At 71.7% G+C, this 25,013-nt stretch carries 21 protein-coding genes, 1 tRNA gene and 1 rRNA gene; 14 read left to right on the top strand and 9 right to left on the bottom strand.

Going from position 1 to position 25,013, the window contains the following annotated elements; all coding sequences use genetic code 11:
* Positions 1-42 precede the first annotated feature (42 nt).
* The 3 genes from FHX44_RS25685 to FHX44_RS25695 all read right to left on the bottom strand — a co-directional run bounded on the left by FHX44_RS25685 (position 43) and on the right by FHX44_RS25695 (position 2,977).
* Entirely contained in the window at positions 43-1,335 is a 1,293-nt protein-coding gene (locus FHX44_RS25685; protein ID WP_246170586.1) for a multidrug effflux MFS transporter, read from the bottom strand.
* Positions 1,336-1,552: 217 nt separating this feature from the next.
* Complete coding sequence (locus tag FHX44_RS25690; RefSeq protein WP_147258153.1) at positions 1,553-2,578, bottom strand: aldo/keto reductase; 1,026 nt, start codon at positions 2,576-2,578, stop codon at positions 1,553-1,555.
* A 325-nt stretch (positions 2,579-2,903) separates the two neighbouring features.
* Positions 2,904-2,977, bottom strand: a tRNA-Arg gene (locus FHX44_RS25695).
* A gap of 145 nt (positions 2,978-3,122) precedes the next feature.
* On the opposite strand from FHX44_RS25695, the gene FHX44_RS25700 reads away from it, so the two are divergent.
* Positions 3,123-4,508, top strand: a complete 1,386-nt coding sequence (locus tag FHX44_RS25700; RefSeq protein ID WP_147258154.1) for an NAD-dependent malic enzyme — start codon at positions 3,123-3,125, stop codon at positions 4,506-4,508.
* Between the two features lie 310 nt (positions 4,509-4,818).
* Here the strand turns inward: FHX44_RS25700 and FHX44_RS25715 are convergent, their stop codons facing one another.
* Positions 4,819-5,472, bottom strand: a complete 654-nt coding sequence (locus tag FHX44_RS25715) for a helix-turn-helix transcriptional regulator (protein WP_170309043.1) — start codon at positions 5,470-5,472, stop codon at positions 4,819-4,821.
* Positions 5,473-5,530: 58 nt separating this feature from the next.
* Here FHX44_RS25715 and FHX44_RS25720 point away from each other — a divergent pair, with 58 nt between their 5' ends.
* The 4 genes from FHX44_RS25720 to FHX44_RS25735 all read left to right on the top strand — a co-directional run bounded on the left by FHX44_RS25720 (position 5,531) and on the right by FHX44_RS25735 (position 8,889).
* Positions 5,531-6,832 (top strand): MFS transporter, encoded by a 1,302-nt coding sequence (locus tag FHX44_RS25720; RefSeq protein ID WP_147258156.1) that lies wholly within the window; start codon positions 5,531-5,533, stop codon positions 6,830-6,832.
* Positions 6,829-8,037 (top strand): alanine racemase, encoded by a 1,209-nt coding sequence (locus FHX44_RS25725; RefSeq protein WP_170309044.1) that lies wholly within the window; start codon positions 6,829-6,831, stop codon positions 8,035-8,037. Before FHX44_RS25720 ends, FHX44_RS25725 begins: the two co-directional genes overlap by 4 nt.
* 12 nt (positions 8,038-8,049) lie before the next feature.
* Positions 8,050-8,430: a RidA family protein gene (locus tag FHX44_RS25730; protein ID WP_147258158.1), complete on the top strand. Its 381-nt coding sequence runs from the start codon at positions 8,050-8,052 to the stop codon at positions 8,428-8,430.
* 66 nt (positions 8,431-8,496) lie between these two features.
* Positions 8,497-8,889, top strand: coding sequence for a GPP34 family phosphoprotein (locus tag FHX44_RS25735; RefSeq protein ID WP_147258159.1), 393 nt, complete (start codon positions 8,497-8,499; stop codon positions 8,887-8,889).
* Here the strand turns inward: FHX44_RS25735 and FHX44_RS25740 are convergent.
* From FHX44_RS25740 to FHX44_RS25745, 3 genes are all read right to left on the bottom strand, one after another.
* Positions 8,886-9,761 carry a serine/threonine-protein kinase gene (locus FHX44_RS25740; protein ID WP_147258160.1) on the bottom strand — a complete coding sequence of 292 codons (876 nt, stop codon included), beginning with the start codon at positions 9,759-9,761 and terminating at the stop codon, positions 8,886-8,888. The genes FHX44_RS25735 and FHX44_RS25740 overlap by 4 nt on opposite strands.
* 58 nt (positions 9,762-9,819) lie before the next feature.
* Positions 9,820-9,945, bottom strand: a complete 126-nt coding sequence (locus tag FHX44_RS43895; protein ID WP_281287915.1) for a hypothetical protein — start codon at positions 9,943-9,945, stop codon at positions 9,820-9,822.
* An 88-nt stretch (positions 9,946-10,033) separates the two neighbouring features.
* The gene (locus FHX44_RS25745) at positions 10,034-11,278 is read right to left on the bottom strand and encodes an FAD-dependent oxidoreductase (protein ID WP_147258161.1); all 1,245 of its coding nucleotides are present in this window, start codon (positions 11,276-11,278) and stop codon (positions 10,034-10,036) included.
* 58 nt (positions 11,279-11,336) lie between these two features.
* Here FHX44_RS25745 and FHX44_RS25750 point away from each other — a divergent pair, with 58 nt between their 5' ends.
* The 6 genes from FHX44_RS25750 to FHX44_RS25775 all read left to right on the top strand — a co-directional run bounded on the left by FHX44_RS25750 (position 11,337) and on the right by FHX44_RS25775 (position 17,209).
* Positions 11,337-12,122: an IclR family transcriptional regulator gene (locus tag FHX44_RS25750; RefSeq protein ID WP_147258162.1), complete on the top strand. Its 786-nt coding sequence runs from the start codon at positions 11,337-11,339 to the stop codon at positions 12,120-12,122.
* Between the two features lie 116 nt (positions 12,123-12,238).
* Positions 12,239-13,201: an ABC transporter substrate-binding protein gene (locus FHX44_RS25755; RefSeq protein WP_147258163.1), complete on the top strand. Its 963-nt coding sequence runs from the start codon at positions 12,239-12,241 to the stop codon at positions 13,199-13,201.
* A complete protein-coding gene (locus FHX44_RS25760) occupies positions 13,198-13,998 on the top strand; it encodes an ABC transporter permease (protein WP_147258164.1) in 801 nt (266 codons plus the stop codon). Before FHX44_RS25755 ends, FHX44_RS25760 begins: the two co-directional genes overlap by 4 nt.
* Positions 13,995-14,762 (top strand): ABC transporter permease, encoded by a 768-nt coding sequence (locus tag FHX44_RS42875; RefSeq protein WP_147258165.1) that lies wholly within the window; start codon positions 13,995-13,997, stop codon positions 14,760-14,762. The genes FHX44_RS25760 and FHX44_RS42875 overlap by 4 nt, the downstream gene beginning before the upstream one ends.
* Positions 14,763-14,767: 5 nt before the next feature.
* Entirely contained in the window at positions 14,768-15,583 is an 816-nt protein-coding gene (locus tag FHX44_RS25770; RefSeq protein ID WP_425469154.1) for an ABC transporter ATP-binding protein, read from the top strand.
* 9 nt (positions 15,584-15,592) lie between these two features.
* On the top strand, positions 15,593-17,209 hold the full coding sequence (locus FHX44_RS25775) for a thiamine pyrophosphate-binding protein (protein ID WP_147258167.1): 1,617 nt from the start codon (positions 15,593-15,595) through the stop codon (positions 17,207-17,209).
* On the opposite strand, the gene FHX44_RS25780 is transcribed toward FHX44_RS25775, so the two are convergent.
* Positions 17,206-19,023: an N-6 DNA methylase gene (locus tag FHX44_RS25780; RefSeq protein ID WP_147258168.1), complete on the bottom strand. Its 1,818-nt coding sequence runs from the start codon at positions 19,021-19,023 to the stop codon at positions 17,206-17,208. The two genes, FHX44_RS25775 and FHX44_RS25780, sit on opposite strands and share 4 nt — an antisense overlap.
* Positions 19,024-19,089: 66 nt before the next feature.
* Here FHX44_RS25780 and FHX44_RS25785 point away from each other — a divergent pair, with 66 nt between their 5' ends.
* Entirely contained in the window at positions 19,090-19,884 is a 795-nt protein-coding gene (locus tag FHX44_RS25785; RefSeq protein ID WP_147258169.1) for a PP2C family protein-serine/threonine phosphatase, read from the top strand.
* 117 nt (positions 19,885-20,001) lie between these two features.
* Here the strand turns inward: FHX44_RS25785 and FHX44_RS25790 are convergent, their stop codons facing one another.
* Complete coding sequence (locus FHX44_RS25790; protein WP_170309045.1) at positions 20,002-20,694, bottom strand: class I SAM-dependent methyltransferase; 693 nt, start codon at positions 20,692-20,694, stop codon at positions 20,002-20,004.
* Positions 20,695-20,730: 36 nt separating this feature from the next.
* On the opposite strand from FHX44_RS25790, the gene FHX44_RS25795 reads away from it, so the two are divergent.
* Both FHX44_RS25795 and FHX44_RS25800 read left to right on the top strand, forming a co-directional pair.
* Positions 20,731-22,926 carry a bifunctional copper resistance protein CopD/cytochrome c oxidase assembly protein gene (locus FHX44_RS25795; RefSeq protein WP_147258171.1) on the top strand — a complete coding sequence of 732 codons (2,196 nt, stop codon included), beginning with the start codon at positions 20,731-20,733 and terminating at the stop codon, positions 22,924-22,926.
* A 391-nt stretch (positions 22,927-23,317) separates the two neighbouring features.
* Positions 23,318-24,839: ribosomal RNA gene (locus FHX44_RS25800) — 16S ribosomal RNA — on the top strand.
* The last annotated feature ends 174 nt before the right edge of the window (positions 24,840-25,013 follow it).

Here is a 25,013-nt window from a genome sequence, read left to right on the forward strand (position 1 = left end):
TCGTCGCGGAAGCGCCGATGGTCATCAGCCGGTCACCGCTGGTCAATGCGCGTCCGCCGCCGCGGGCCGGGCGGAGGGGGTGGGCCGCCAGGGGCGCACCACGAGCAGCAGGACGGCGTTGGCCGCCAGCAGTGCACCGGTGATCACCAGCCCCATCGCGACCGCGCCCGCGCCCAGCACGCCGACCAGCGGGGCGGCGATCGCGCCGACGCCGAACTGCACGGCGCCGAGCAGTGCCGCGGCGGTGCCCGCGGCCTCGCCGTGGCGGGACAGCGCCAGCGCCGGTGCGTTCGGCACCGCGAGACCGGCCGCGGCCAGCACGAACCACAGCGCGACCACGAGGGCGGGCATGCCGCCGAAGCCGGTGGCGGCGCACAGCAGCACCAGCAGGCCGGCGATCGCGCCACCGGCCACGGCACCGGTCAGGATCTGCGCGGGGCCGAACCGGCGCAGGAGCCGGACGTTGACCTGGGTGGCGCCGACCAGACCGATCGCGCCCGCGCCGAAGACCAGGCCGAACTGCTGCTCGGTCAGGCCGTACTGCTCCTGGAACACGAACGACGACCCGGCGATGTACGCGAAGTTGGCGGACAGGGAAAGCCCGGTGACGAGGATCAGCCCGACGTAGACGCGGTCGGTCAGCAGCCGCCCGTAGTCGCGGACAGTGCCGCGGACGCCACCACCCCGGCGGGCGGTCACCGGCAGCGTCTCGGGCAGCAGCCGCGCGGTGACGAGCAGGATCGCCACCCCGTACACCGCGAGCAGCGCGAAGATGCCACGCCACGACGTCACGCCGAGCACCAGCCCGCCCACCGTCGGCGCCAGGATCGGGGCGGCGCCCATCACCAGCATCAGGCGGGACAGGAGCCGCGCGGCGGCGTGGCCGACGAACAGGTCACGCACGATCGCCATGGCGACGACCGTCGCCGCGGCGCAGCCCAGGCCCTGCAGCACGCGCAGCACGCCGAGGACGGCGATGTTCGGCGCGACCACGCAGAGCACGGACGCCACGATGTGCAGGGCGATGCCGGCCAGCAGGGGAGTGCGGCGCCCGACCGCGTCCGCGACCGGGCCGACGAACAGCTGCCCCAGCGCCAGCCCCGCCAGCATCCCGGTCAGCGTGAGCTGCACTGCGGCGGCAGTGGTCATCAGCTCGCCGGTGATGGCCGGGAGCGCCGGGAGGTACAGGTCGACCGTGAGCGGCCCGCTCGCGGTGAGGAACCCGAGAACGAGCACCAGCCGCAGCCGCTCCCGGGAGGTCATGCGCTCGCCCGCGGTCGGATCGGCCCCGACCGGAACCACCGCCGCGGGGCGTTCGCTCGCTTCGCTCGTCATGCCGCAAGGTTCGCGGCGGCGGCACGCGGACCGCGTCGGTGGAGAACACGTGGGTTCGGCTACGCAGTGCCGTCGCGCGAGTCGGTAGCGGTGCCGGCCGTGCGGTCGGAGAACGGGGAGCGCCCGCGGCAGCGCCGGCGCGAGGAACGACGAAGGACGGGTCGGCGGCGCAGGTTGCGCCGCCGACCCGTCCGGTTCTGGACGGTATCCGTGGGCGTCAGCGTCGCCGGTTGGCCGGCTTCAGCGCAGCGGAGAACGACATGTTGTCCGCCTCCGGGTTGAGGGTGGCGCCGGGCGGGACGATCTCGTCGATGCGGTCCAGCACCTCGACGGACAGCGCGACGCCTGCCGCCGGGAGCTGGGACTCGAGGTGCTCCATGGTGCGCGGGCCGATGATCGCGGAGGTCACCGCGGGGTGGCGGACCACGAACGCGATCGCCATCTCGATCAGGGTCAGGCCGGTCTCCTCGGCGAGCACGGCGAGTGCCTCGACCGCGTCGAGCTTGCGCCGGTTGGCCGGCAGCGTGGGGTCGAAGCGGCCGGGGAAGATGTGCGAGCGTCCGGTGTCCGGCGCTTCCCTGCCGGCGCGGTAGCGGCCGGTGAGCCAGCCCATCGCCAGCGGGCTGTAGGTCAGCACGCCCATGCCGTAGCGCTGGGCGGTGGGCAGGACGTCCCATTCGATCTCGCGGGTCAGGAGGTTGTACGGGGGCTGCTCGGTGCGGAAACGTTCCCGGCCGCGTCGCTCCGCCACCCACTGGGCCTCGACGATCTCGGACGCGGGCACCGTGGAAGCGCCGAAGGCGCGGATCTTGCCCTGGGACTGGAGGTCGGAGAGGGCGCCGAGCGTCTCGTCGATGTCCGTTGTCGGGTCGAGGCGGTGGATCTGGTACAGGTCGATCCAGTCGGTGCCCAGCCGCCGCAGGGAGTTCTCGACGGACCGCATGATCCAGCGGCGGGATGCGCCGCCGTGGTTGGGCCGGTCGTCCCACGGCAGGCCGACCTTGGTGGCGAGTACGACGTCGTCGCGCCGCCCGCCGGTCAGCGCCTTGCCGAGGATCTCCTCCGATTCGCCGTACGAGTACATGTCGGCGGTGTCGAGGAAGTTGATCCCGGCGTCCAGCGCCCGGTGGATGATCCGGATCGACTCGTCGTGGTCGGGGTTGCCCGCGGCGCCGAACATCATCGCGCCGAGGCACAGCTCGCTGACCGAGATGCCGGTGCGGCCCAGCGGCCGGTAATCCATGGTTGCTCCTGTGGGGAAGGGGATCGTCCTCCCACGAGGTTCGCTCCGGCGGCATCCGATTCGCGTCGGTGGAAGACACGTCCCTCCGACTACGTAGTGGGGTGGCCGACTACGCAGGAGGAGCCGTCCCGAGACGGCCCCTGCCGGCTGGACTGCGCCGCGCACTGCGGTGCGGTCAGGGCTGGCCGTGCAGCCGCACACCAAATCGAACATGTCCCGCAAGGACATCGGCGCCAATGCAGCGGCTGCGCTCGAACTCTTGGGATCCAAAGCGCGGGCCTGATCGTGCTGGTCGACAGGGCCGAAGCGGCGACCAGCATGTTTGTGCCCCCGGCAGGACTCGAACCTGCGACCTAGAGATTAGAAGGCTCTTGCTCTATCCAGCTGAGCTACGAGGGCGTAGGCGGCTCCGCCGGAAACCGCATCCCGAGCCTAGCGGCTCTCTCGCCGAGGGCCAGGCCCGGGCGATCATTTCCCGCATCTGTTGTCCACGGTACGGAACTACGGGGTGGCCCGTCGCCGTGAGCCGGAGAAGAGTTGCCGCATGGCTGCGACGAGCCCCGGCTACTCGATCACCGTCCGCGCGCACGTGAAGAAGGGGTCGGGTGGTGCCGCCGACATCGCGTCGGCGGTCTCGGCCGCGGGTGGGTCGTTGACCGCGCTGGACGTCGGGGGGTCCACCGCCACGGAGCTCGTGGTGGACGTGAGCTGCGACGCGATCGACGGTGCGCACGGCGAGCGGATCTGCGACGCGATCTCCGCGCTGCCCGGCGTCGCGATCCACAAGGTGAGCGACCGGACGTTCCTGCTGCACCTCGGCGGCAAGATCGAGGTGACGCCCAAGGTGCCGCTGAAGCACCGCGACGACCTCTCCCGCGCCTACACACCCGGTGTCGCCCGGGTCTGCCGGGCCATCGCGGACAACCCGGAGGACGTCCGAAGGCTGACCATCAAGCGCAACACGGTCGCCGTGGTCACGGACGGGTCGGCGGTGCTCGGCCTGGGCAACATCGGGCCTGCCGCGGCGCTGCCGGTGATGGAGGGCAAGGCGGCGCTGTTCAAGCAGTTCGCGGGCGTCGACGCGTGGCCGGTGTGCATCGAGAGCCAGGACGTCGACACGATCGTCGAGATCGTGCGCAACCTGGCGTCGGTCTACGGCGGGATCAACCTGGAGGACATCGCGGCCCCGCGGTGCTTCGAGATCGAACGCAGGCTGCGGGAGCTCCTCGACATCCCGGTGTTCCACGACGACCAGCACGGCACCGCCATCGTGGTGCTGGCGGCGCTCACCAACGCCTTGCGGATCGTGGGAAAGGTGCCCCAGCAGGTGCGGGTGGTGCTGAGCGGGGTCGGCGCGGCCGGGCACGCGATCGTCCGGCTCCTGCGCAGCCAGGGATTCGGGGACATCGTGGCGTGCGGACGCCGGGGGGTGCTGCGCCCCGAGGACGCGGGCACGGACGAGTTCCGCAAGTGGATCGTGGAGCACACCAACCCGCGCGGCGTGCAGGGGAGCCTCGTCGACGCGCTGCGCGGCGCCGACGTCTTCATCGGGGTGTCGGCTCCCGACCTGCTGACCGGGGATCACATCGCGACGATGGCTCCGGACGCGATCGTGTTCGCCCTGGCCAACCCCGTCCCCGAGGTGGACCCGTTCGCGGCCGCGCAGCACGCCGCGATCGTCGCCACGGGACGCTCGGACTTCCCGAACCAGATCAACAACGTGCTCGCGTTCCCCGGATTCTTCCGCGGGATGCTCGACTCCGGAACGCACCAGGTCACCGATCGGGCGATGCTCGCCGCGGCCGCCGCGATCGCCAACTGCGTCAGCCCCGACCAGCTCGCGGCCGACTTCATCGTCCCGTCCGTCTTCGACGCCCAGGTCGCCCCGTCCGTGGCCGAGGCGGTGCGGAAGGCGAGCGCTCAGTCCTGACCCGGCACCTTCGCGGAAACGGCCTCTGCAGCCCTTGACGCGGGCCAGGCGTTGATCGGTGGTGAGGAGCGGGACGCGCAAGCGGCTGGCGAGCTCGACGTACGGGGCGTCGGTCAGCGGCAGGTCGGCCCAACGGGACCATGCGCCTGACAGCAGCTCGTGAGCGACGCATCCGTGGCCCGTCGCTGCGGCTCGTGCGTGATGGCGGGCTGGGTGAGGGCCGACGGGTTCGAGTCCGCGGCTCTCGCGCGCTCGGCGAGCTCGTCGGCGACGTACACGTTCAGCCGGGCCGTACACACATACAGACACATCACGGTGTCCCGCGGATCTGCTCCAGGTAGTTGTAGGCCGTCACGCGGGAGATGTTGAGCCGGCGGGCCACCCGGTCGACCGCGCGCTTGACGAAGAACGCGCCCCGCTCGTCGAGGAACTTCAGTACGGAGAGGCGGTCGTCGCGGTCCATGAGGGCGACGGTCTTGCCGGTCTGCTCGATCGCGCCGTCGATCAGCCGGTCGAGCACCTCGCTGATGTCGGAGGCGAAGACCTCCTCGTCGCGGGCGGGGGCGTCCTCGACGGCCGGGCGCAGTGTGGCGTCGAGCGCCGCGCGCGCCGCCTGCAGCGGCGTGAGGTCGACGTTGATGCAGAGCGCGGCGATCACGTGCCCGTCGCCGTCGCGGAAGTAGACCGAGGACGAGCGCAGCTCGCGGCCGTCACCGGTGCGGCCCTTGTACCCGTACTCGTCGTGGTCCTCGGCCTCGCGGCGGAGCAGTTCTAGGCCGCGGTTGGTGGACGGCCCGCCGACCGTGCGGCCGGTGACGTGCCCGTTCTCGATCGCGACGATCGTGCGTTCCATCTCGCGCTTCGACAGGTCGTGCAGCACCACCTCGCAGTGCGGGCCGACGGCCGCCGCGATCGCCTTCATGATCGGCGCCAGCGTCGGTAGCAGCTCGTCCGGTGTGCTCATCGAGAAATTCTGTTCAGTCCCTTGACTTGTTGTCAAACATGCTTTCAAACTCCCGGGGATGGCCCAGACCGTGGAGACCGACTTCGGGACCCTGCGCCGCGTCGGCTTCTCCAGCTTCATCGGCGCGATGATCGAGTGGTACGACTTCTTCCTGTACGGCCAGGCAGCCGCACTCGTGTTCGGCCAGGTCTTCTTCCCCGGCGGCGACCCGCTGGTCGGCACCCTCGCCGCCTTCGCGACGTTCGCCGTGGGGTTCGGCGCGCGCCCGATCGGTGGCGTGATCTTCGGCCACCTCGGCGACCGGGTCGGCCGCAAGTCGGCGCTCGTCGCCACGCTCTTCCTGATGGGCATCGCGACGTTCCTGATCGGCATCCTGCCGACGTACGCGGCGATCGGGGTGTGGGCCCCCGTGCTGCTCGTCGTGCTGCGGCTGCTGCAGGGCGTCGCGGCAGGCGGTGAGTGGGGCGGCGCGGTGCTGATGCTCACCGAGCACGCCCCGCCACGCAGGCGCGGCTTCTACGGCGCGTGGCCGCAGATGGCCTCCTCGGCCGCGCTGATCCTCGCCACCGGCCTGATGTACGGGATGTCGGAGGCGCTCGGGGACGAGCAGTTCCTGTCGTGGGGCTGGCGGGTGCCGTTCCTCGTGTCGTTCCTGCTGATCTTCGTCGGGATCTTCATCCGGCTCCGCATCCCGGAGTCGCCGGAGTTCGAGCGGGTCAAGAAGGCCGAACAGATCGCGGACCGCCCGGTGGTCGACGCGGTGCGCACCGAGTGGCGCTCGATCCTGCTGGTGATCGGGATGCGCGTCGCCGAGAACGTCTGCGGCTACCTGGTGTCGGTGTTCGCGCTCTCGTACGCCACGAGCAACCTCGGCCTCGCCGCGAGCCTCGGCCTGCTCGCCAACATGCTCGCCGCCGCCGTGCAGTTCGTCGTCACGCCGTTGTACGGCGCGCTGTCCGACCGCATCGGCCGCAAGCCGGTCTACCTGTTCGGCGCCGGCCTGCACGTCGCGCTCGCGTTCCCGTTCTTCGCGCTCGTGCAGACGAAGAACGTGCCGCTGATCCTGATCGCGTGGGTGCTCGGCTACGCGATCGCCAACGGTGCCCTGTTCGCCACGCAACCGGCGTTCTTCTCGGAGTTGTTCGGCACGAAGGTGCGCTACTCCGGCATCTCGATCGGCTACCAGTTCTCCGCGATGATCGCGGGTGGGCTGGCGCCGTTCGTCGCCACCGGCCTGGTCGCATGGGCGGGCGGGGCGACGTGGCCGGTCTCGCTCTACTGGATGGCGGTCGGCCTGATCACGTTCGTCACCACATTGCTGTGCCGGGAGACCGCCCCCGTGAGGACTGGACCGCGATGACCCTCTCCGCGCTCGCCCGCAGCGCCGCCGAACCGCTGGGCCCGCACTTCCGCAACCTGCCCGACCACGACGGCACCGTCGGAGTGATCGGCGACAGGGGCTGGCACGTCACCGACCTGCTGCTCCCGACGTTGACGCTGCGGCGGTCGGCGCTCGACCACAACACGGCGCTGTTCGCACGCTGGTGCGCCGACGCCGGCGTCGATCACGCACCCCACGGCAAGACGACGATGAGCCCGCAGCTCGTCGCCGGCCAGCTCGACGCCGGGGCGTGGGCCATCACCGCCGCGACGGTGGCGCAGACCCGGATCATGCACGGCTGGGGCGTGCCCCGCGTGGTGCTCGCCAACGAGGTGGTCGACCCGGTGGGGCTGCGCTGGCTGGCCGCATCGGATCCGGGCTTCGAGGTGTACGTCCTCGCGGACAGCGCCGCCGGTGTGGACCGGATGTCCGCGGTGCTCGCCGACGCGCCCCGGACGCTGCCCGTGCTCGTCGAACTCGGCGTGCCGGGAGGCCGGGCCGGTGCCCGTACCCGCGACGAGGCGCTCGCCGTCGCCCGTCGGGTCGCCGCCGCGCCCGGTCTGGAGCTGGCCGGGGTCGAGTGCTTCGAGGGCGTCTACCCGCAGGACCGCGCGGAACGGTCCGTCGCGCAGGTCGACCGGTTCGCCGCCGACCTCGCCGCCCTGCTCGCCGACGTCGACGGGTTGGCCGGGCCGCGCGACGAGCTCGTGCTGACGGCAGGCGGGTCGGCCTACCCCGACCGGGTGGTCGCGGCCTGGCAGGAGCTCCCGCGGCTGTCGCGCCCGGTGCGCAAGGTGGTCCGCTCCGGCGGCTACCTCACCCACGACCACGGGCTCCTCGCCCGGGCCTCGCCGTTCGCACTCGTGCCGGCGATGGAGCTGTGGGCGTACGTGCTCTCCACCCCGGAGCCCGGCCTCGCGATCTGCGGGTTCGGCAAGCGCGACGCCTCGTACGACGTCGATCTGCCGATCCCGCTCCGCGGCGGGGCGGGCCCCTTGCCCGGCTCGCGCGTCGAGAAGCTCAACGACCAGCACGCCTTCGTCCGGCACGAGGGCGAGCTCGCCGTGGGCGACGTCGTCGCCTTCGGTCTGTCCCACCCGTGCACCGCCCTCGAGAAGTGGCCGCTCGTGCCGGTTCTCGACGACGCCGACGCCGTGGTCGGCGCGGTGCGCACCTACTTCTGAATCGGAGGACCCATGGCCAAGCGCGCTGTCAGCACCCCCGAGGCGGCCCCACCCGGAGGGCCGTACTCCCAGGCCGTCGTCGCGGGCGACCACGTCTACCTCGCAGGCGCCGTCCCGACCCTGCCCGACGGCACGCCCGTCCGGGGAACGTTCGAGGAGCAGGCCCGCCAGGTGTTCACCAACCTGCAGAAGACCGCGGAGGCGGCGGGCGCGTCGCTCTCCGACGCCGTCCGCGTGGGTGTCTACCTGCGCGACTTCGGCGACTTCGCGGCGATGAACACGCTCTTCGCGGAGTTCTTCGGCACGGAGAACGCGCCGGTGCGCACCACGATCCCCGTTGCCCTCAGCGGGTTCGACATCGAGGTGGATGCGATCCTCTACACCGGCTCCTGACCGACGGCCGACCGTCACGTCCTGGATCCCCGGTTTCGGCGTCCTCGCGCCGACCTCGATCCGGACGTGGCCGCAGCCGAGCTCGAGGCCACCGTGCTGCTGGCGGTCCGGCCACCCGCGAAGGAGAAACGCATGCCCCTCACCGAGGACCTCGTCCTCCTGCTCCTCAACCCGGAGACGGGCCGCGCGGTCGTCGACAGCACCTCCCTCGACCGTGCGATCGGCGGGGCGTTGCTGCTGGACCTGGTCACCCGCGAGCGGATCACGGCGGACGGCGACGGGGCGAGGGCCCGCCTCACGGTCGCCGATGCGGCGCCCACCGGCGACGCGCTGCTCGGCGCCCTCGCCGCGTTGGACGATCGCACCGATGCAACAGCGGTATCGGCCCGATCGTCCGCCTTGCGATGGCACCACCTGGACGCCGCTCGCTACGGCCGGAGTTGTTCAGGACCCTCCTAGCCCGTCCGGCCCCAGACGCAGGCGTAGCGCCGCCCCGGCCCCGGCCCGGGGGAGAGGAAGCCCGGCAGCGGCGGGAGGTCGACGGCGAGCGGGGCGAGCCGGTCGTGGAGCACGGCGGCGTCGGCGGGCCGGTCGGCCGGATCCTTGGCGAGCAGGTCGAGCACCACCCGCGCGAGCGCCGGGGGAGCGCCCGGCAGGGGACCCGGCGCCTCGCGCACCTGCCGTTCGAAGATCGCGTACGCCGTCTGTCCTCCGAACAGCTGCGTGCCTGTGAGCAGCTCGTGCAGCACGCAGCCCAGCGCGTACAGGTCGCTACGCGCGTCGGCCGCGCCGTGCTGCACCTGCTCGGGCGCCATGTAGGACGGCGTGCCGAAGATCTGGCCCATCCGTGTGAAGCGCACCGCGCCTGCGAGTACGGCGAGGCCGAAGTCGAGCACGACGACGCTGCCGTCCGGGCGGAGCATGAGGTTGGACGGGGTGAGGTCGCGGTGCACGATCTCGAGGCCGTGCGCGGCGGCCAGCACGGCGGCGGCCTGCGCCCCGATCGCGGCCACCCACCCGGGTGGGAGCGGGCCGTGCTCGGCCACGACGTCGGCGACGGTCACGCCGTCGACGAACTGCATCACCTGGAACAGCCGCTGCTCGTGCATCCCCAGGTCGTAGAGGATCGGGGCGCCCGGGTGCTCGAGCCGGGCGAGGATCCGCGCCTCGCGCACGAACCGCTCCCGCTGCTCGTCCGACCCGCCGGGCAGGTGCAGGAACTTGACGGCGACCCGCCGCCCGAGATGGGTGTCGAGCCCGTGGTGGACCGCACCCATCCCGCCACGCCCCACCGGGAGGTCGTCGATCTCGTAGCGGTCCGCGATGAGCACGGGTCCCTCCTCCACCACCCGGGTCGCGGCCAGCCTCCCACGGGCCGGGGCGGAGGGATCACACGACGTGGACGTCCATCGACCCGATCCGGCTGATCGGCATCTCCGGCTCATCGCCGGACGCGATCGGGCCGACCCCGGCCGGCGCGCCGGTGAACAGCAGGTCGCCCGGCAGCGGCGTCATCACCGACGACGACGCCTGTGACGATCCACGGGCCGACCGGGCTGAAGGTGTCGCAGCTCCTGCGCCGGGAGCGGTCGGCGGCGCCGCATCACCCCACGCCCTCCAGGTCCAGCTCCTCGGGCGGACGGCCGATGCCGAACCGCTCCACGCTCTCCAGCAGGGAGACCCGCCGGATGTATGCGCGCGCCTTGTCGGGGTCGGCCGCGATCGCGCGCATGTCGTCCTGGTGCCTGCGGCGGACCGCTTCGTCGCGCTCCCGCAGCCGGTCGGTGTTGCGCTGGGTGTCGGCCTGAACGTATTCGACGGCAACGGTGCGACGGACCCGGTCGTAGGCGTCGAGCTCGGGTTCCTGCTCCGCTCCGTCGCGGATGATCCGGGTGAGCCGGCGGGCCGCGTCCATCGCGTCGTGGATCCCGGAGTTGAGGCCCACGCCGCCGATCGGCGAGTTGATGTGCGCTGCGTCGCCCGCCAGCAGCACCGGACCGGCCCGGAACGTTGCGGCGACGCGCTGGTGCACGCCGTAGACCTGGTGGTCGATGACGGGGTAGCCCGGCGCGTACGGCGCGATCCCCTGCAGCAGGCGCTGCAGCCGCTCGGGGCTCGTGGCGTCCTCGTCGCTCACGCCCTCCGGGACCGGCCACACCACTCGCCACGACTCCGGCGTGCGCAGGATGAACAGCCACTGCTCGGGATCGGCGACGTAGTTGACGTGCCCGAGACCGGGGAGGATCCCCTGCAGGTCGACCGGGGTGCTGGTGATCGCGAACCGCTCCGGATAGGTGTAGCCGTCGAAGGCGACTCCGAGGGCTCCCCGCACGGTGCTGCGCGGACCGTCGGCCCCGATGACGTACGAGGCGGCCAGCTCGCAGGCTCCGTCCGGGCCTTCGAGGGCGAGCACGGGACCGGACGGCTCGATCCGCAGGTCCGTGAGCCGGGTGCCCAGACGCAGCCGCACGTTCGGGTCGCCCTGCAGCCGCTCGTGGAGCATGCGCACGAGGTGCTGCTGGTTGAGCTGCAACCGGTAGGGGAACCGGGTGGCGTCGGCCAGCAGGCGGAAGTCGAACTCGGCGATCAGCCCGTCGCGGCGGTCCCGGAACTGGTAGGTCGGGACCACGAGCCCCTCGGCGTGCATCTGCGCGGTGATGTCGATCGTCTCGAGCACCTCGAGCGTGGCCGCGTGGAACGTGCTGGCCCGCCAGTCCGGCCGCGGCTCGTCGTTCTGCTCGACGAGCACGACGGGCAGACCGGCGCGCGCGAGCGTCGCGGCGGCCGTCATGCCGACCGGTCCGCCGCCGACGACGGCGACGGGCCGTTCCGCGCGCACCGAGGACATGCGGAGACCCTAGCCAGGGATTCCGTTCACTGCGTAGAAGATGAGCTAGAGTTCCGCCATGTCGAATGAATCGCGGCCCGAGGGTGCAACCACCACGTCGGTGGACAACGCCCTGTGGTTGCTGCAGCTGGTCGGTGACCGGCAGGCGCTGCGGGTCGCGGAGGCCGCCGACCTGCTCGGGGTGGCCCGGTCCACAGCCCACCGGCTGCTCACCGCGCTGCGCCGTCGCGGCTTCGTGATGCAGGACCGGCCCAATGGCGCGTATCGCCCGGGGCCCGCGCTCTACGAGATCGGGCTGGCGGCGGTCAGCCGCATCGACATCGTCCGGGTGGCCCGCCCGGTGCTCGAACAGCTTCGCGAGGAGACGCAGGAGACGGCGAGTCTCGCCGTCCTCGAAGGCGCGATGATCCGGTTCGTCGACTGCGCGGAGAGCCCTCGCTCCGTGCGGGTCGGCAACCGCACCGGGGTGGTGCGCCCGGCGCACGCGTCCGCGGTGGGCAAAGCGATCCTCGCGGGTCTGCCCGACGCCGAGCTCGACCGGCGCTACCCCGGCCCCGAGCTGCCGCCCGCCACGACGGCCGCCGCCGTCACCGAGACCGCGGCGCTGCGCGCCGAGCTGGCCGAGATCCGGGTCCGCGGCTACGCGCTGAACTGGGAGGAGAGCAGCGACGGCGTGTGCGCGGTCGCCGTCGCGCTGCGCGACACCGTCGGCCAGCCGCTCGCCGGGCTGGGGGTGGCCGCGCCGAGCAGCCGGATCGGCACCCCCGATGGCATCCGCGCCTTCGCGCCGTTCGTACAGCGGGGTGCCGAGCTCGTACGGGAGCGACTGCGCTCGCCGCAGTGAGTATTCGACGCTGCGGAATTACCTCCGGAACAAGTCCGCATACGTGGACATCATCGTGAGGCCGCCCTAGTGTCCTGGCTGCCCGGGTACGGCAACGACGCTTCCTGGAGGCCCGAATGCGCAAGGGCATGACGGCGGTTGCGCTGGCGGCCGTCATGGCCGTCACCGCCGCGTGTGGCGGTGGCGGTGGCTCGGAACCGGGCCGGACCGACATCACCGTCAACATCGTCCCGTTCACCCCGAACGCCGTGCTCTTCCTCGGGATGGAGAAGGGCATGTTCGACAAGCGCGGGATCACCGTGGAGCTGCAGAACGCGGCCTCGCCGGTCCCCGTCGTCGCCTCGCTGGTGGCCGGGCAGGCCGACTTCGGTTTCGTCACCACGCCGGTCCTCATCAACGCGAACCGGGAGGGGACGCCGATCAAGTGCGTCGCGCCGGTCGACGGTCAGATCAGCCCTGATCGCGACGCCAGTGCGCTCGTCGCCGCCGCGGGCAGCGGCATCGACTCCCTCGACGACCTCTCCGGCAAGTCCGTCGCCGTCGTGCAGCTGGCCAGCATCAACCTCATCGGTGCGAAGAAGATGATCGAGGACGCGGGCGCGACGGGCACCGAGTACATCGCGATGCCGTTCCCGCAGATGCCGCAGGCGCTCTCCGATGGGCGGGTCGACGCCGCCGTGATCACCTCGCCGTACCTCGAGACGGCCCTCGCCGCCGGTGCCGTCGCGCTGGCCCACCCGAGCTCGGACCTGTTCCCGACCGGCACCGTCTACTGCTACGCGGCCACGGCCCAGTACCTGGCCGGGAACGCCGAGGTGGCCCAGGGCTTCCACGACGCCATGCAGGAGGCGATCCTCTACGCCAAGGACCACGAGGACGAGGCCCTCGCCACGCTCGTCGAGCACCTCGACCTCACGCCCGAGCAGGCCAAGGCGCAGATCATCCCGACCAACTACGTGCCGGAGATCAACCTCGACTCGATCGCCGCCATCCAGGACCTGATGGCCCAGCAGGGTTCGATCCCCACCACCGTGAACCCCGCCGACCTCGTCTGGCGGCCCGGCGGGGGGTCCTCGTGACCGTCCGCGACACCACCTGGTTCAAGGTCACGGCCAGGGTCGCGGTCGTCCTCGCGGTGCTCGGCGGCTGGGAGTACGTCAGCGCCTCCGGAGCGCTCGACCCGAGCTCGTTCCCGAGCATGACCGCCACCGTGGCCGAGCTGGCCCGCCAACTGCAGGACGCCGACCTCTGGAGCGCGGTGGGGGAGACCATGCGCGGCTGGTCGCTCGGCCTGCTCATCGGCGGCACGCTGGCGATCACGGTGGGCACGCTGCTCGGCCTCAACCGATTCGCCTACCTCAGCGTCATCCCGGTGATCGAGTTCCTGAAGACCGTCCCGGTCATCGCGATCCTGCCGCTGGCCATCGTCGTGTGGGGCGCCACCCTGGAGATGAAGGTCTTCCTCGTCGCCTTCGGGGTGTTCTGGCCGCTGACCATCCAGACCATCTACGGCGTCCGCGCCGTCGACCCGGTGGTGCGCGACACGGCGGTGGTGCTGCGGCTGCGCGGTTTGCGCAAGTTCTGGACGGTGACGCTGCCCAGCGCGGCCCCGTTCGTCGCGACCGGGGTGCGCGTCGCCGCCGCCGTCGGCCTGATCCTGACGATCATCGCGGAGCTCATCGGCGGCGCCGAGGGCCTCGGTCTGTCCATCCTGACGTCGGTCAACGCCGGACCGGACCGGCTGCCGGCCACCTACGCCTACATCCTCGTCACCGGAGCGGCCGGGGTCGCCGTCACGAGCGCGTTCGCCTACCTGGAGCAACGCCTGCTGCACTGGCACGAGAGCCGGCGCAACGTCGCGGCGAGGACGGCGTGACGGTGGCCGGGATCTGGCGGCTGTGGTTCTTCGCCACCATCCTGGCGATGTGGTGGGTGCTGTCCGCCGACAGCACCTCGACGTTCTTCCCGCCGCTGCAGAAGATCCTGACGCAGCTCTACGACCTCTGGATCGTCGGAGACGCCCGCCGCGAGCTCTGGTCGAGCCTCGGGCACTTCGCGATCGGCTACCCGGCCGCCGGGCTGCTGGGCATCGGGATCGGCGCACTGCTGTGGAAGTTCCACCGCGTCGGGCACGCCGTATCCCCGGTCCTGTACTTCGTCTACGTGATCCCGACGGCGGCGATGCTGCCGGCGATCGTGGCCGTGATGGGCATCGGGTCGCCGATGAAGATCGCGGTCATCGTCCTGGCCGCGATCTGGCCGACGCTGCTCAACACCCTCGACGGCATGCGCGGCATCGACCCCGTCATGCTCGACACGGCGAAGGTCATGCACATGTCCTCGGCCCGGACGGTCCGCACCGTCGTGCTGCCCGGTGCGATGCCGCAGATCATGGCCGGTCTGCGGCACAGCCTGCAGATCTCGGTGATCATGATGGTGGTCAGCGAGCTCGTCGCCTCCCGGTCGGGGATCGGGTTCTTCATCCTGGAGGCCCAGCAGCGGTTCGCCATGACCGAGATGTGGACCGGGATCATCGTCCTCGCCCTCGTCGGGAGCGCCCTGACGTTCCTGTTCATCGCCGTCGAGCGCGTCGTGCTGGCGTGGTACCTCGGCGCGCGCGCCGTCGAGCGGAAGGGGTGAGCTCCGTGTCGCAGTCCGAGGTGATCCACAGCCAGCCGTCGGGTTCGGCGGGCGAACCGGTGCTGTCGGTCCGCGCGCTCGCGAAGACCTACAACGCCGGGCAGCGGAACGAGCGGTCCGCCATCGCCGACGTGACCTTCGACGTCGCCAAGGGCGAGTTCGTCTGCGTGGTGGGGCCGAGCGGTTGCGGCAAGACCACCCTCCTGCGCTGTCTCAGCGGCCTGCTCACCCCCACGTCCGGCGAGGTGCTGTTCGAAGGGGCACCGCTGACCGCGGTCCCGGACCGGCTCAGCGTGGTCTTCCAGGACTACAGCCGTTCCCTCTTCCCCTGGCTCTCGGTGCACCGCAACGTCGCCGTGCCGCTCAAGGTGGCCGGCGTCCCCAAGCCGCGGCGCGAGGCCCGGATCCGCGAGGTGCTCGGCGCCGTGGGGCTGGGCGACGTGGGGCGCAGCTACCCCTGGCAGCTCTCCGGAGGCATGCAGCAGAGGGTGGCGATCGCGCGCGCACTCGCGCACCAGCCGGACCTGCTGCTCATGGACGAGCCGTTCGCCTCGGTCGACGCCCAGACACGGTTCGACCTGGAGGACCTGATCCTGCAGGTGCGGCGCGAGCTCGGCATCACCGTCGTGCTCGTCACCCACGACATCGACGAGGCGGTCTACCTCGCCGACCGGGTGGTCGTCCTCGGCCGTGCCCCGAGCCGCGTCACCGAGATCCTCGACGTGCCGCTCGAACACCCGCGTACCCAGGTCGGCACCCGCTCGAGCGACACGTTCGGCCGCCTCCGCGGACACCTGATGGAGCTCGTCACCAGAGCCTGAGGAGTGCCGATGTCCCGACCAGCCGTCGAGGCACTGCTCGACGTGATCCGCGACTGGGGCGCCGACCGCCTCTTCACATGCCCCGGCAGCACCGAGGCGGCCGTCCTCGACGCGCTGGTGGTCCGCAAGGACGTCGAGCTGGTGCTCACCACCCATGAAGGCGTCGCCGTGTCGATGGCCGACGGGCTCGCCAGGGCAACGCGGCGGCCGAGCGTCGCGTACCTGCACGCGAACGTCGGGCTGACCAACGGGCTGAGCAACCTGTACGCGGCACAGCTGGCCTACTCGCCGGTCGTCGTGCTCAACGGGATCAAGGCGTCCTCGATCCAGGCCAGGCAGGGTTTCACCACCGCTGCGCGGATGCGGGACCTCGTGCACCAGTACGTGAAATCGGACTGGCAGTCGCTCACGACCGAGGCGATCGGAGAGGACGTCAACCGCGCCTTCCGCACCGCGGTGACGGAGCCCGCTGGGCCGGTGTGGGTCGGGCTCGCCCAGGACCTGCTGGAGAGCACTGCCGAGGTGCCGGTGCCGGACGTCGCCCCCTTCCGCTTCGACCCGCGCGCGGCGCCGTCCGCGAGCGCCGTCCGGACCGCGGTGGACCTCCTCGCCGCCGCCGGGCGTCCCGTGCTCGTGGCCGGCAGCGAGGTCGCGCGGGCGGGCGCGCTCGACCGGCTGGTGCGCCTGAGCGAGCAGCTCGGAGCGCCCGTCCTGCACGAGGACCGGCGCGGCTTCGAGCGGCCGGGATTCCCCACCGATCACCCGCACTTCCGGGGGCAGTACGAGGTGGGACACCCCCTGGTGCGGGAGGCCGACCTGCTCGTGTTCCTCGGGGCCCGTCTGTTCCACGAGTTCGAGCCGGCCCGCGTCCCGCCGCTCCCGGCGGGCGTGCCGATCGTCCACAGCCACACCGACCCGAAGTACATCGGGATGACGTACGGCGTCGACGCCGCGCTGGTCGGCGACCAGGGACTGGTGATCGAGGCCCTGTCCGCAGCCCTGCCCGCCGCCCCGCCCCGTGCGGTTCCCCCCGCCCTGCCGACGCCCCCGCGTCGGCCGTCGGTTCCCGGAGCTGCGCTGCGGCCCGCCGACGTCGTCGACGTCGTCACCGAGTCGTTGCGCGGCGCGGTCATCGTCGGCGACGCCACGACGGCAGGGGGCATCCTGCAGCAGCGGGCCCACCAGCACAGCGGCGACGACTACTTCGTCTCGTCGTCGGGGTCGCTCGGCTGGGGCATGGGTGCGGCGCTCGGCATCGCGATGGGCCTGCCCGATCGGCGGGTCGCGGCGGTACTCGGGGACGGCGTGTTCCAGTTCGGCATGCCGGCGCTCTGGTCGGCGGCGCGCAGCGACCTGCCCGTCACCTACGTCGTCATGAACAACCAGTCCTACGCCGCGGTCGGCGCGGCGCTGCGCCGCTTCGGCGGCGAGGCGGTCGAGCGGCAGCACTACCCGGGCGTCGACATCGCCGGCCCGCGCATCGCCGAGGTCAGCAGCGCCTTCGGCGTGCCCGGCCGGCGCGTCGACACGCTCAGCGAGCTGCGGGAGAGCCTGGAGGCGAGCCGGAGGGCCGACCACCCGACGCTCGTCGAGGTGATGACCGACCCCACCGAGTTCGGGCCCTAACCGGGTCGCAGCCAGCCCTCCACCAGCCCTTCGCCGCCCAGCCGCAGGAGGGTGTCGGCGCGCTCAGCCGCGTTTCGCGCGGTGTCGGCGGCGTCGAGCAGGGCGCGGAACGCAGCGCCGAGCGCCCGCTGCTCGCCGATCGGCAGCAGCGGGACACGCACCCGGTGGCCGTACCGGCTCGACGAGCCGTTGGGGGGCGGCATGGAACGCAGGATGCCGGCGAGGTACTCGGGATCGAGCTGGTCGGGGTCCACCCGGTAGACGGTGAGCGCCGGGCCGAGCACCGCAGGCCGGTCGGCGACCCGGGCCCGGCCCATCGGCGCGCCGACGACGTCGCCCGCGCGCACCCGGATGCGCGCCGCAGCCGGCGCGGCGCGGCCGCTGGGGGTGGTCCCGGTGGCCAGGTCCGCCACGGTGAGCACGGGGACGGCGCCGTCGCCCGGATCGGCCGTCCCGACGTCGCGCGGGGCGTGGCGGACGGTCAGCACGCCCCGGCGGGCCAGCTCGGCGATGGTGGCCGTCGGCCGCTCGCGCGCGTCGTCGACCACCCGGAGCGCGGGCAGCTGGGTGGACCCGGTGGCGAGCAGCTCGGCCACCCGGCGGCCGGTCTCGGCGGACGCGCGGCGCTGCAGGTGGTGCTCGGGGCTGACATCGACGTCGTCGTCGAGCAGATCGACGACCGGCACGGCCCGTGCCCCATCTCCGACCGCGCGACCGGCCGCGAACGCCTCCCACAGCTCCGCAACCGCGTCCGCATGTCCGCGCGCCAGCAGGACGCGCGACGGGATCTGGTCGCCCGGCGCCGGCCTGCGCAGCACCCAGACGTCAGCGGGGCGCGTCTCGTCCTCGACGGTGAGCACCGCCCGCAGCGCACCCGCGCGCAGGAGGTTGGCGCGGATCCGCCGGCCCGGCCGACGGGACGCGACCGCGGCCGGGAACCGCAGCACCACACTCCTTCCGGGGCGCACGTGCGCCAGGCCGTGCTGCGCCCACGCCAGCTCCGGCTCCGTGCGTGGGGGCAGGCCGTGGGCGAACCGGGTGTCGCCGGTCAGCGCCTCCTGCGGCCAGGTGCGATCCACGACCGTCGGGGCGGACACCACCGCGTCGAACTCCTCGCCCGCGAAGGCGTCGTGGCGCAGGGCGTCGGCGACCGCGACGGGCGCCCGGGCGGCGGAAGCGGGGCGCGATCCGGCGAGCAGCAGCCGGGCGGCCGCGATGCGGGCCGTTGCGGGATCGGACTCCTGCCCGCGCGCCGCGTCGGCACCGGTGACGAGCAGCAGTGCACCGGTACCGCAGGCCGGGTCGAGCACGCTCCCCCCGTCGGGCAGCGCGATGCGCGCCATGGCCGCCGCGAGCGCATCCGGCACCTCGCCCGCCGGCCGCCGGTAACGGCCGCAGAGATCCTCGTACGCCGCGGCGGGGCCGCTCCGGGCCGCGACGTCGTCGAGCAGGGCGGCGAGCTCGGGATCCTCGAGGGGCGGTGGCGGCTCGCCCGGCAGCAGGTGGGCCAGTCCGGGGTAGTGGCGGCCGAGCAGGTACGTGCCGGCCGCGGCGAGGCGCTCCGGCAGCAGGAAGTCGGCACCGTCGGAGAGCAGCCGCTGCCACGCGCGGTCGGCGGCCGAGAGCCGGTAGCGCTTGCCGTTGCGCCGCAGCCACTCCTCGACCTCGGAGAGCGCGAACCGCGGGTTGGACGCCGTGCCCGACACCGGCGCCGGGAAGTCGTCGTGGCGGCGGCGCCAGTTGCTGACCGCGGCGCGGCCGACACGGCCGAGCCGGGCGATGTCGCCCGTGCTGACGGTCGGGTCCGCGGCCATGTCGCTGAAGGTAGTTCACGTCCCCCTAGCTTGTGAAGCGGGTTCACAGCATGAGAGGGTGGCCCCATGCCACCGACGCTGCGCTCCGCGGTCGGCTCCGACGTGGGCCGCCGCAGGGAGAACAACCAGGACTCGGCCGTCACGAGCCCGCGGATACTGGCCGTGGCGGACGGGATGGGCGGGCACGCCCACGGCGAGGTCGCGAGCGCGGTCGCGATCTCTGCCGTGATGGACCTGGACGCGCGGCTGCGCGGCGTCGCCCTCGCCGAGATCGACCTGCTCGCCGCCCTGCGCGAGACGATCGACGACGCGGCGGCCCGGCTCACCGGGCTCGCCCAGCAGAACCCGGACCTGCGCGGCACGGGCACCACGGTCGTCGCGTTCCTGGTCGACGGCACCCGGATCGGGGTCCTGCACCTGGGCGACTCGCGCGCCTACCTGCTGCGCGACGGTGAGCTGCACCGGCTCACGCGCGATCACACGCTCGTCCAGTCCCTCGTCGACGAGGGACGCATCTCCGAGGCGGAGGCGGCGTCGCACCCCCGCCGGTCGTGGCTGGTCAAGACCCTCCAGGACGGCAGCACACCCGAGCCGGACCTGTTCCACGTCGAGGCGCAGCCAGGCGATCGCTACCTCATCTGCTCCGACGGGGTCACCGCCGTCCTCGAGGACCCGCAGCTGCAGGAGATCCTCGGCACCGTCGCCGAGCCCGCGGCGGCCGTGGCGGAGCTCATCGCCCGTTCCAACGCAGGCGGCGGTCCGGACAACATCACCTGCATCGTGGCCGACCTCGTGGACGACGCCGAACCCGAGGACGACACCCCGGTCGTCGTCGGCGCGGCCGCCACGACCCAGTCCTGACGCCCACGCGCGAGTCGCGATCCGGATGCGCGAGTCCGCCGTTCCGGCCCGGCGAGTCGTGCATTCGGGCGCAGTGCATCAGGGCGCAGTGCATCAGGGCGCAGTGCATTCGATGACCTAGCGGCGGGCCACGAGCCTGCGCAGCGGGACGGGGAGCACGCGGCCGGGACCGGCTCGCCGTGCGAGGCCGGCCGCCACCCTCTCCCTGGTGTCCGGGGGCAGGTCGGGCGGCCACCACCCCGCCCGAGGCAGGTCGGTCACCAGCGCGCGCGCCGCGTTCGCGTCGGGCAGCGGGAGCGTGAACGCGCCGCGATCGTCGCCCAGCACCGCGAAGTCTGCCGCCGCCAGCAGCCAGCCGGCCCGGTCGAGCGCGGACCGGTTCGTCCAGCCCGAGCGGTGCACCGCGGCCGTCCGCAGCTCCGTGAGCGAGCGCGGGCTCGCCGACGGCACCACGACGACCAGCGTGCCGGCCGGCCGGAGCACGCGCCGCAGCTCGGCGAAGACGTCGTCGAGGTCGGACAGGCGCGGAAGGGTGAGCAGCAGGACCGCGCCGTCGACCGCGTTGTCGCGCAGCGGCAGGGCGTTGGCGAGCCCTGCGACCACCGGCGGGCCACCCGGCCGGGGTGCCGGATCGACACCGACCCAGCGACCTGCGAACTCACCGGCCAGCGGGCCGGATCCGCAGCAGAGGTCCAGCACCCGGGCGGCGTTCGCGAGTGGGCTCGCCGCCCACGCGATGGGCCCGGCGCCGGTGCGGTCGGTGGCGGTGCGCAGCAGCCGCCCCGCGACGTCGTCCGGGGGTGTCTCCACGGAGCGCAGTATCGGTCACGGCATAGCCTGGGGTGCATGGCGCACGTCGAGCCCGCCAGTCCACAGCCGTCCACCAGGCCGGCCGTCGAGGTGGCGGGCCTCGTCGGCGTCGGCGCGATGATCGCCGTGCTCGTCGCGGCCGGCCTCACCGCGCTGTCCGGGGCCCGGCCCGCGGCGGCGCTGGGCCTGCCGGATCCGGGCACGCTCACGATCGTCGGGCTGCCGGCGATGCGGGCGGTCTCCGAGATCTGCATGGTGCTGACGATCGGGGCGGTGCTGCTCGCGGCGTTCCTCGTGCCCCCGCAGCGCTCGGGCTACCTGGACGTCGCCGGCTACCGCGCCTTGCGAGCGGCGTCATGGACCGCGGCGGGCTGGACCGCGGCCGCGGCGCTGATGGTGCCGCTGAGCATGGCCGATGCGCTCGGGCGCCCGGTCGACCAGCTCCTCGACCCGGCCACGATGCTCGATCTCCTGCCGCGGCTGGAGCCGGCCACCACCTGGGCCGTCACGGCGCTCGTGGCGGTGCTCGTGCTCGTCGGCTGCCGCACCGTCCTGACGTGGGGGTGGACCGCGGTCCTCTTCGGCATCGCCCTGCTCGGGCCGCTGCCCGTGACGTTCACGGGGCACTCCTCCACCGGGGGCGCCCACGACGTCGCCTCCGACAGCCTGGTGCTGCACGTGCTCGCGGCGTCCCTGTGGGTGGGCGGGCTCGTCGCCGTGCTGCTGCTCGCGGCGGCGCGCGGCCCCGACCGGCTCGAGGCGCTGGCCACCGCGGTCCCGCGGTACTCGCGGCTGGCTCTGGCCTGCTGGCTCGTCGTCGCAGCCACCGGAGTGATCAACGCTCTCGTCCGGATCCCGCTCGGCGCGCTCGTCGGATCGACCTACGGCACGTTGGTGCTGGTCAAGGCCGGCGCGCTGCTCGGGCTCGGTCTGTTGGGGGTGCTGCACCGGCGATCGTCGGTCGCCCCCGCCGCGCGCGGCGAGCCGGGCGCGCTGATGCGGCTCGGCGGGGTCGAGGTGCTCCTGATGCTCGCGACGATCGGCCTCGCCGTGGCGCTCGGCCGCACCGCGCCCCCGGACACCGGTGCCGCGCCGCCATCGCGCGTCGAGGTCGTGATCGGCTACGACCTCGCCGGGCCGCCGACGTTCGCCAGGCTGGCCCTCGACTGGCGGTTCGACCTGGTCTTCGGGACCGCCGCGCTGGTGCTCGCCGCCGCCTACCTGCTGGGGGTGCGGAGGCTGCACCGCCGCGGCGACCGCTGGGTCACCGGTCGCACGGTGGCGTGGCTGACCGGGTGCGCGGCGCTGCTCCTCGCCACCAGCTCGGGCCTCGGCCGCTACGGGCCCGCCATGTTCAGCGTCCACATGGGCCAGCACATGATCCTCGGGATGCTGGTCCCGATCCTGCTGGTGCTCGGGGCGCCGGTGACGTTGGCGCTGCGGGCGCTGCCGCCTGCCGGCCGCACGAGGCCACCCGGACCGCGGGAGTGGCTGCTGGCAGCCGTGCACTCGCCCGTCGCGCGCCTGCTCACGCATCCGCTGGTGGCGCTGGTGCTCTTCGTCGGCAGCTACTACGCGCTGTACTTCTCGGCTCTCTTCCCGGCGGCCCTGCCCGAGCACTGGGCACACAAGGTCATGAACCTGCACTTCCTGCTGGTGGGGGCGCTGTTCTTCTGGCCGATCGTCGGTGTCGACCCCGCGCCGCGACGGCTGCCGCCCGCGGCCCGGATGGGGCTCGTGTTCGCCTCCGTGCCGTTCCACGCGTTCTTCGGCGTGGCGGTGATGAGCGGCAACACGGCGCTGGGCGGGGACTACTACCGCAGCCTCGCCCTGCCCTGGGTGCCCGATGTGCTGGCCGACCAGCGGCTCGGCGGCGGTCTCGCCTGGGCCGCGGGGGAGATCCCGCTGCTCATCGTGGTGATCGCGTTGCTCATCCAGTGGTCGCGCCAGGACGAACGGTCGGCGCGACGCGCTGATCGACAAGCAGACCTGCACGGAGACGTGGACCGCGAGGCCTACAACGCGATGCTCCGCCGCCTGGCGACGGGTGGACCGCCGCTCGTCGCGCACAGCGACGAAAACGCTCATGAGCCAGGTCACACGAAAGAGGCGCCGCCGGTGCGACGAAACGAGACCGGATCCCCTCTCAAGGCATCCTCCGATGCCGTTTCCGCAGGTCGACGCGACGCGGAAGGCCCGCCGGAGGCGTCCGGAGGCGCTCGCGACGCCTGACCGTTCGTCGTGCGCGGCGGGGCCAACAGGCACGGTGAGTGACGTCTGGAGGCCGGTTTCGGCTGGTCAGCGCGTTATGAGGGGGGCGATTTGACTGGCCCGGAAGCCCTCGCGTAACTTTCTCTTCGTCAGCGGGACACCGGACAGAACGAAGGCCTCAGAGCCCCGGTCAGCAGGGCCCGCCGACCGCCCCCCTCACAGGGACCCCCCGGATCCACTCGGATCGGGAGGTGTACAGTGGGGGAACAGCCCCGGAAGGACGCCTAACGGCGGACGATGGTGTGCGGGTGTCTCTTGAGAACTCAACAGTGTGTCGAGCTTTATCATGAATTGGTTTTATGCCAGTTTGTTTTACCTGCGACCCCGTCGCAGGTTTTGCTAGAGCCAGATTTTGTTGGAGAGTTTGATCCTGGCTCAGGACGAACGCTGGCGGCGTGCTTAACACATGCAAGTCGAGCGGTAAGGCCCTTTCGGGGGTACACGAGCGGCGAACGGGTGAGTAACACGTGGGTGACCTGCCCTCAGCTCTGGGATAAGCCCGGGAAACTGGGTCTAATACCGGATATGACCTGCTGTTGCATGACAGTGGGTGGAAAGTTTTTTCGGCTGGGGATGGGCCCGCGGCCTATCAGCTTGTTGGTGGGGTGATGGCCTACCAAGGCGACGACGGGTAGCCGGCCTGAGAGGGCGACCGGCCACACTGGGACTGAGATACGGCCCAGACTCCTACGGGAGGCAGCAGTGGGGAATATTGCGCAATGGGCGAAAGCCTGACGCAGCGACGCCGCGTGGGGGATGACGGCCTTCGGGTTGTAAACCTCTTTCGACCGGGACGAAGGGTGACTGACGGTACCGGTAGAAGAAGCACCGGCCAACTACGTGCCAGCAGCCGCGGTAATACGTAGGGTGCGAGCGTTGTCCGGAATTATTGGGCGTAAAGAGCTCGTAGGCGGTGTGTCACGTCGGTCGTGAAAACTTGGGGCTCAACCCTGAGCGTGCGGTCGATACGGGCATCACTTGAGTTCGGCAGGGGAGACTGGAATTCCTGGTGTAGCGGTGAAATGCGCAGATATCAGGAGGAACACCGGTGGCGAAGGCGGGTCTCTGGGCCGATACTGACGCTGAGGAGCGAAAGCGTGGGGAGCGAACAGGATTAGATACCCTGGTAGTCCACGCCGTAAACGGTGGGCACTAGGTGTGGGGGCCATTCCACGGTCTCTGTGCCGCAGCTAACGCATTAAGTGCCCCGCCTGGGGAGTACGGCCGCAAGGCTAAAACTCAAAGGAATTGACGGGGGCCCGCACAAGCGGCGGAGCATGTGGATTAATTCGATGCAACGCGAAGAACCTTACCTGGGTTTGACATGCACTAGACGCGTCTAGAGATAGGCGTTCCCTTGTGGCTGGTGTGCAGGTGGTGCATGGCTGTCGTCAGCTCGTGTCGTGAGATGTTGGGTTAAGTCCCGCAACGAGCGCAACCCTCGTTCCATGTTGCCAGCGGGTTATGCCGGGGACTCATGGGAGACTGCCGGGGTCAACTCGGAGGAAGGTGGGGATGACGTCAAGTCATCATGCCCCTTATGTCCAGGGCTTCACACATGCTACAATGGCCTATACAGAGGGCTGCGAGACCGCGAGGTGGAGCGAATCCCTTAAAGTAGGTCTCAGTTCGGATCGGGGTCTGCAACTCGACCCCGTGAAGTTGGAGTCGCTAGTAATCGCAGATCAGCAACGCTGCGGTGAATACGTTCCCGGGCCTTGTACACACCGCCCGTCACGTCATGAAAGTTGGTAACACCCGAAGCCGATGGCCTAACCCCTTGTGGGAGGGAGTCGTCGAAGGTGGGACCGGCGATTGGGACGAAGTCGTAACAAGGTAGCCGTACCGGAAGGTGCGGCTGGATCACCTCCTTTCTAAGGAGTCTCACCGTGTGGTGGGGTTGGCCAGCTCTGGTTTCGGTTGGGGTTGGTTCTCCTTTTCCTTGATTCCATGCTCGTGCCGCCTTTTTCGGGGTGGTGTGGGTGTGGCTGGGTGGAACATAGAGTCTGGTTCATGGTTTTCCGGATTTCGGTTCGGGGGTTCGGCAC

The organism is Pseudonocardia hierapolitana (genome assembly GCF_007994075.1).
In the GTDB taxonomy this organism is placed as follows: domain Bacteria; phylum Actinomycetota; class Actinomycetes; order Mycobacteriales; family Pseudonocardiaceae; genus Pseudonocardia; species Pseudonocardia hierapolitana.

Coding starts and splice junctions, on each gene's coding strand:
- FHX44_RS25685 (WP_246170586.1), bottom strand. CDS start 1,335: ATGACGAGCGAAGCGAGCGAACGCCCCGCGGCGGTGGTTCCGGTCGGG.
- FHX44_RS25725 (WP_170309044.1), top strand. CDS start 6,829: ATGACCCTCTCCGCGCTCGCCCGCAGCGCCGCCGAACCGCTGGGCCCG.
- FHX44_RS25780 (WP_147258168.1), bottom strand. CDS start 19,023: ATGGCCGCGGACCCGACCGTCAGCACGGGCGACATCGCCCGGCTCGGC.
- FHX44_RS25745 (WP_147258161.1), bottom strand. CDS start 11,278: ATGTCCTCGGTGCGCGCGGAACGGCCCGTCGCCGTCGTCGGCGGCGGA.
- FHX44_RS25690 (WP_147258153.1), bottom strand. CDS start 2,578: ATGGATTACCGGCCGCTGGGCCGCACCGGCATCTCGGTCAGCGAGCTG.
- FHX44_RS25750 (WP_147258162.1), top strand. CDS start 11,337: ATGTCGAATGAATCGCGGCCCGAGGGTGCAACCACCACGTCGGTGGAC.
- FHX44_RS25730 (WP_147258158.1), top strand. CDS start 8,050: ATGGCCAAGCGCGCTGTCAGCACCCCCGAGGCGGCCCCACCCGGAGGG.
- FHX44_RS25755 (WP_147258163.1), top strand. CDS start 12,239: ATGCGCAAGGGCATGACGGCGGTTGCGCTGGCGGCCGTCATGGCCGTC.
- FHX44_RS25700 (WP_147258154.1), top strand. CDS start 3,123: ATGGCTGCGACGAGCCCCGGCTACTCGATCACCGTCCGCGCGCACGTG.
- FHX44_RS43895 (WP_281287915.1), bottom strand. CDS start 9,945: ATGACGCCGCTGCCGGGCGACCTGCTGTTCACCGGCGCGCCGGCCGGG.
- FHX44_RS25715 (WP_170309043.1), bottom strand. CDS start 5,472: ATGAGCACACCGGACGAGCTGCTACCGACGCTGGCGCCGATCATGAAG.
- FHX44_RS25785 (WP_147258169.1), top strand. CDS start 19,090: ATGCCACCGACGCTGCGCTCCGCGGTCGGCTCCGACGTGGGCCGCCGC.
- FHX44_RS25720 (WP_147258156.1), top strand. CDS start 5,531: ATGGCCCAGACCGTGGAGACCGACTTCGGGACCCTGCGCCGCGTCGGC.
- FHX44_RS25795 (WP_147258171.1), top strand. CDS start 20,731: ATGGCGCACGTCGAGCCCGCCAGTCCACAGCCGTCCACCAGGCCGGCC.
- FHX44_RS25775 (WP_147258167.1), top strand. CDS start 15,593: ATGTCCCGACCAGCCGTCGAGGCACTGCTCGACGTGATCCGCGACTGG.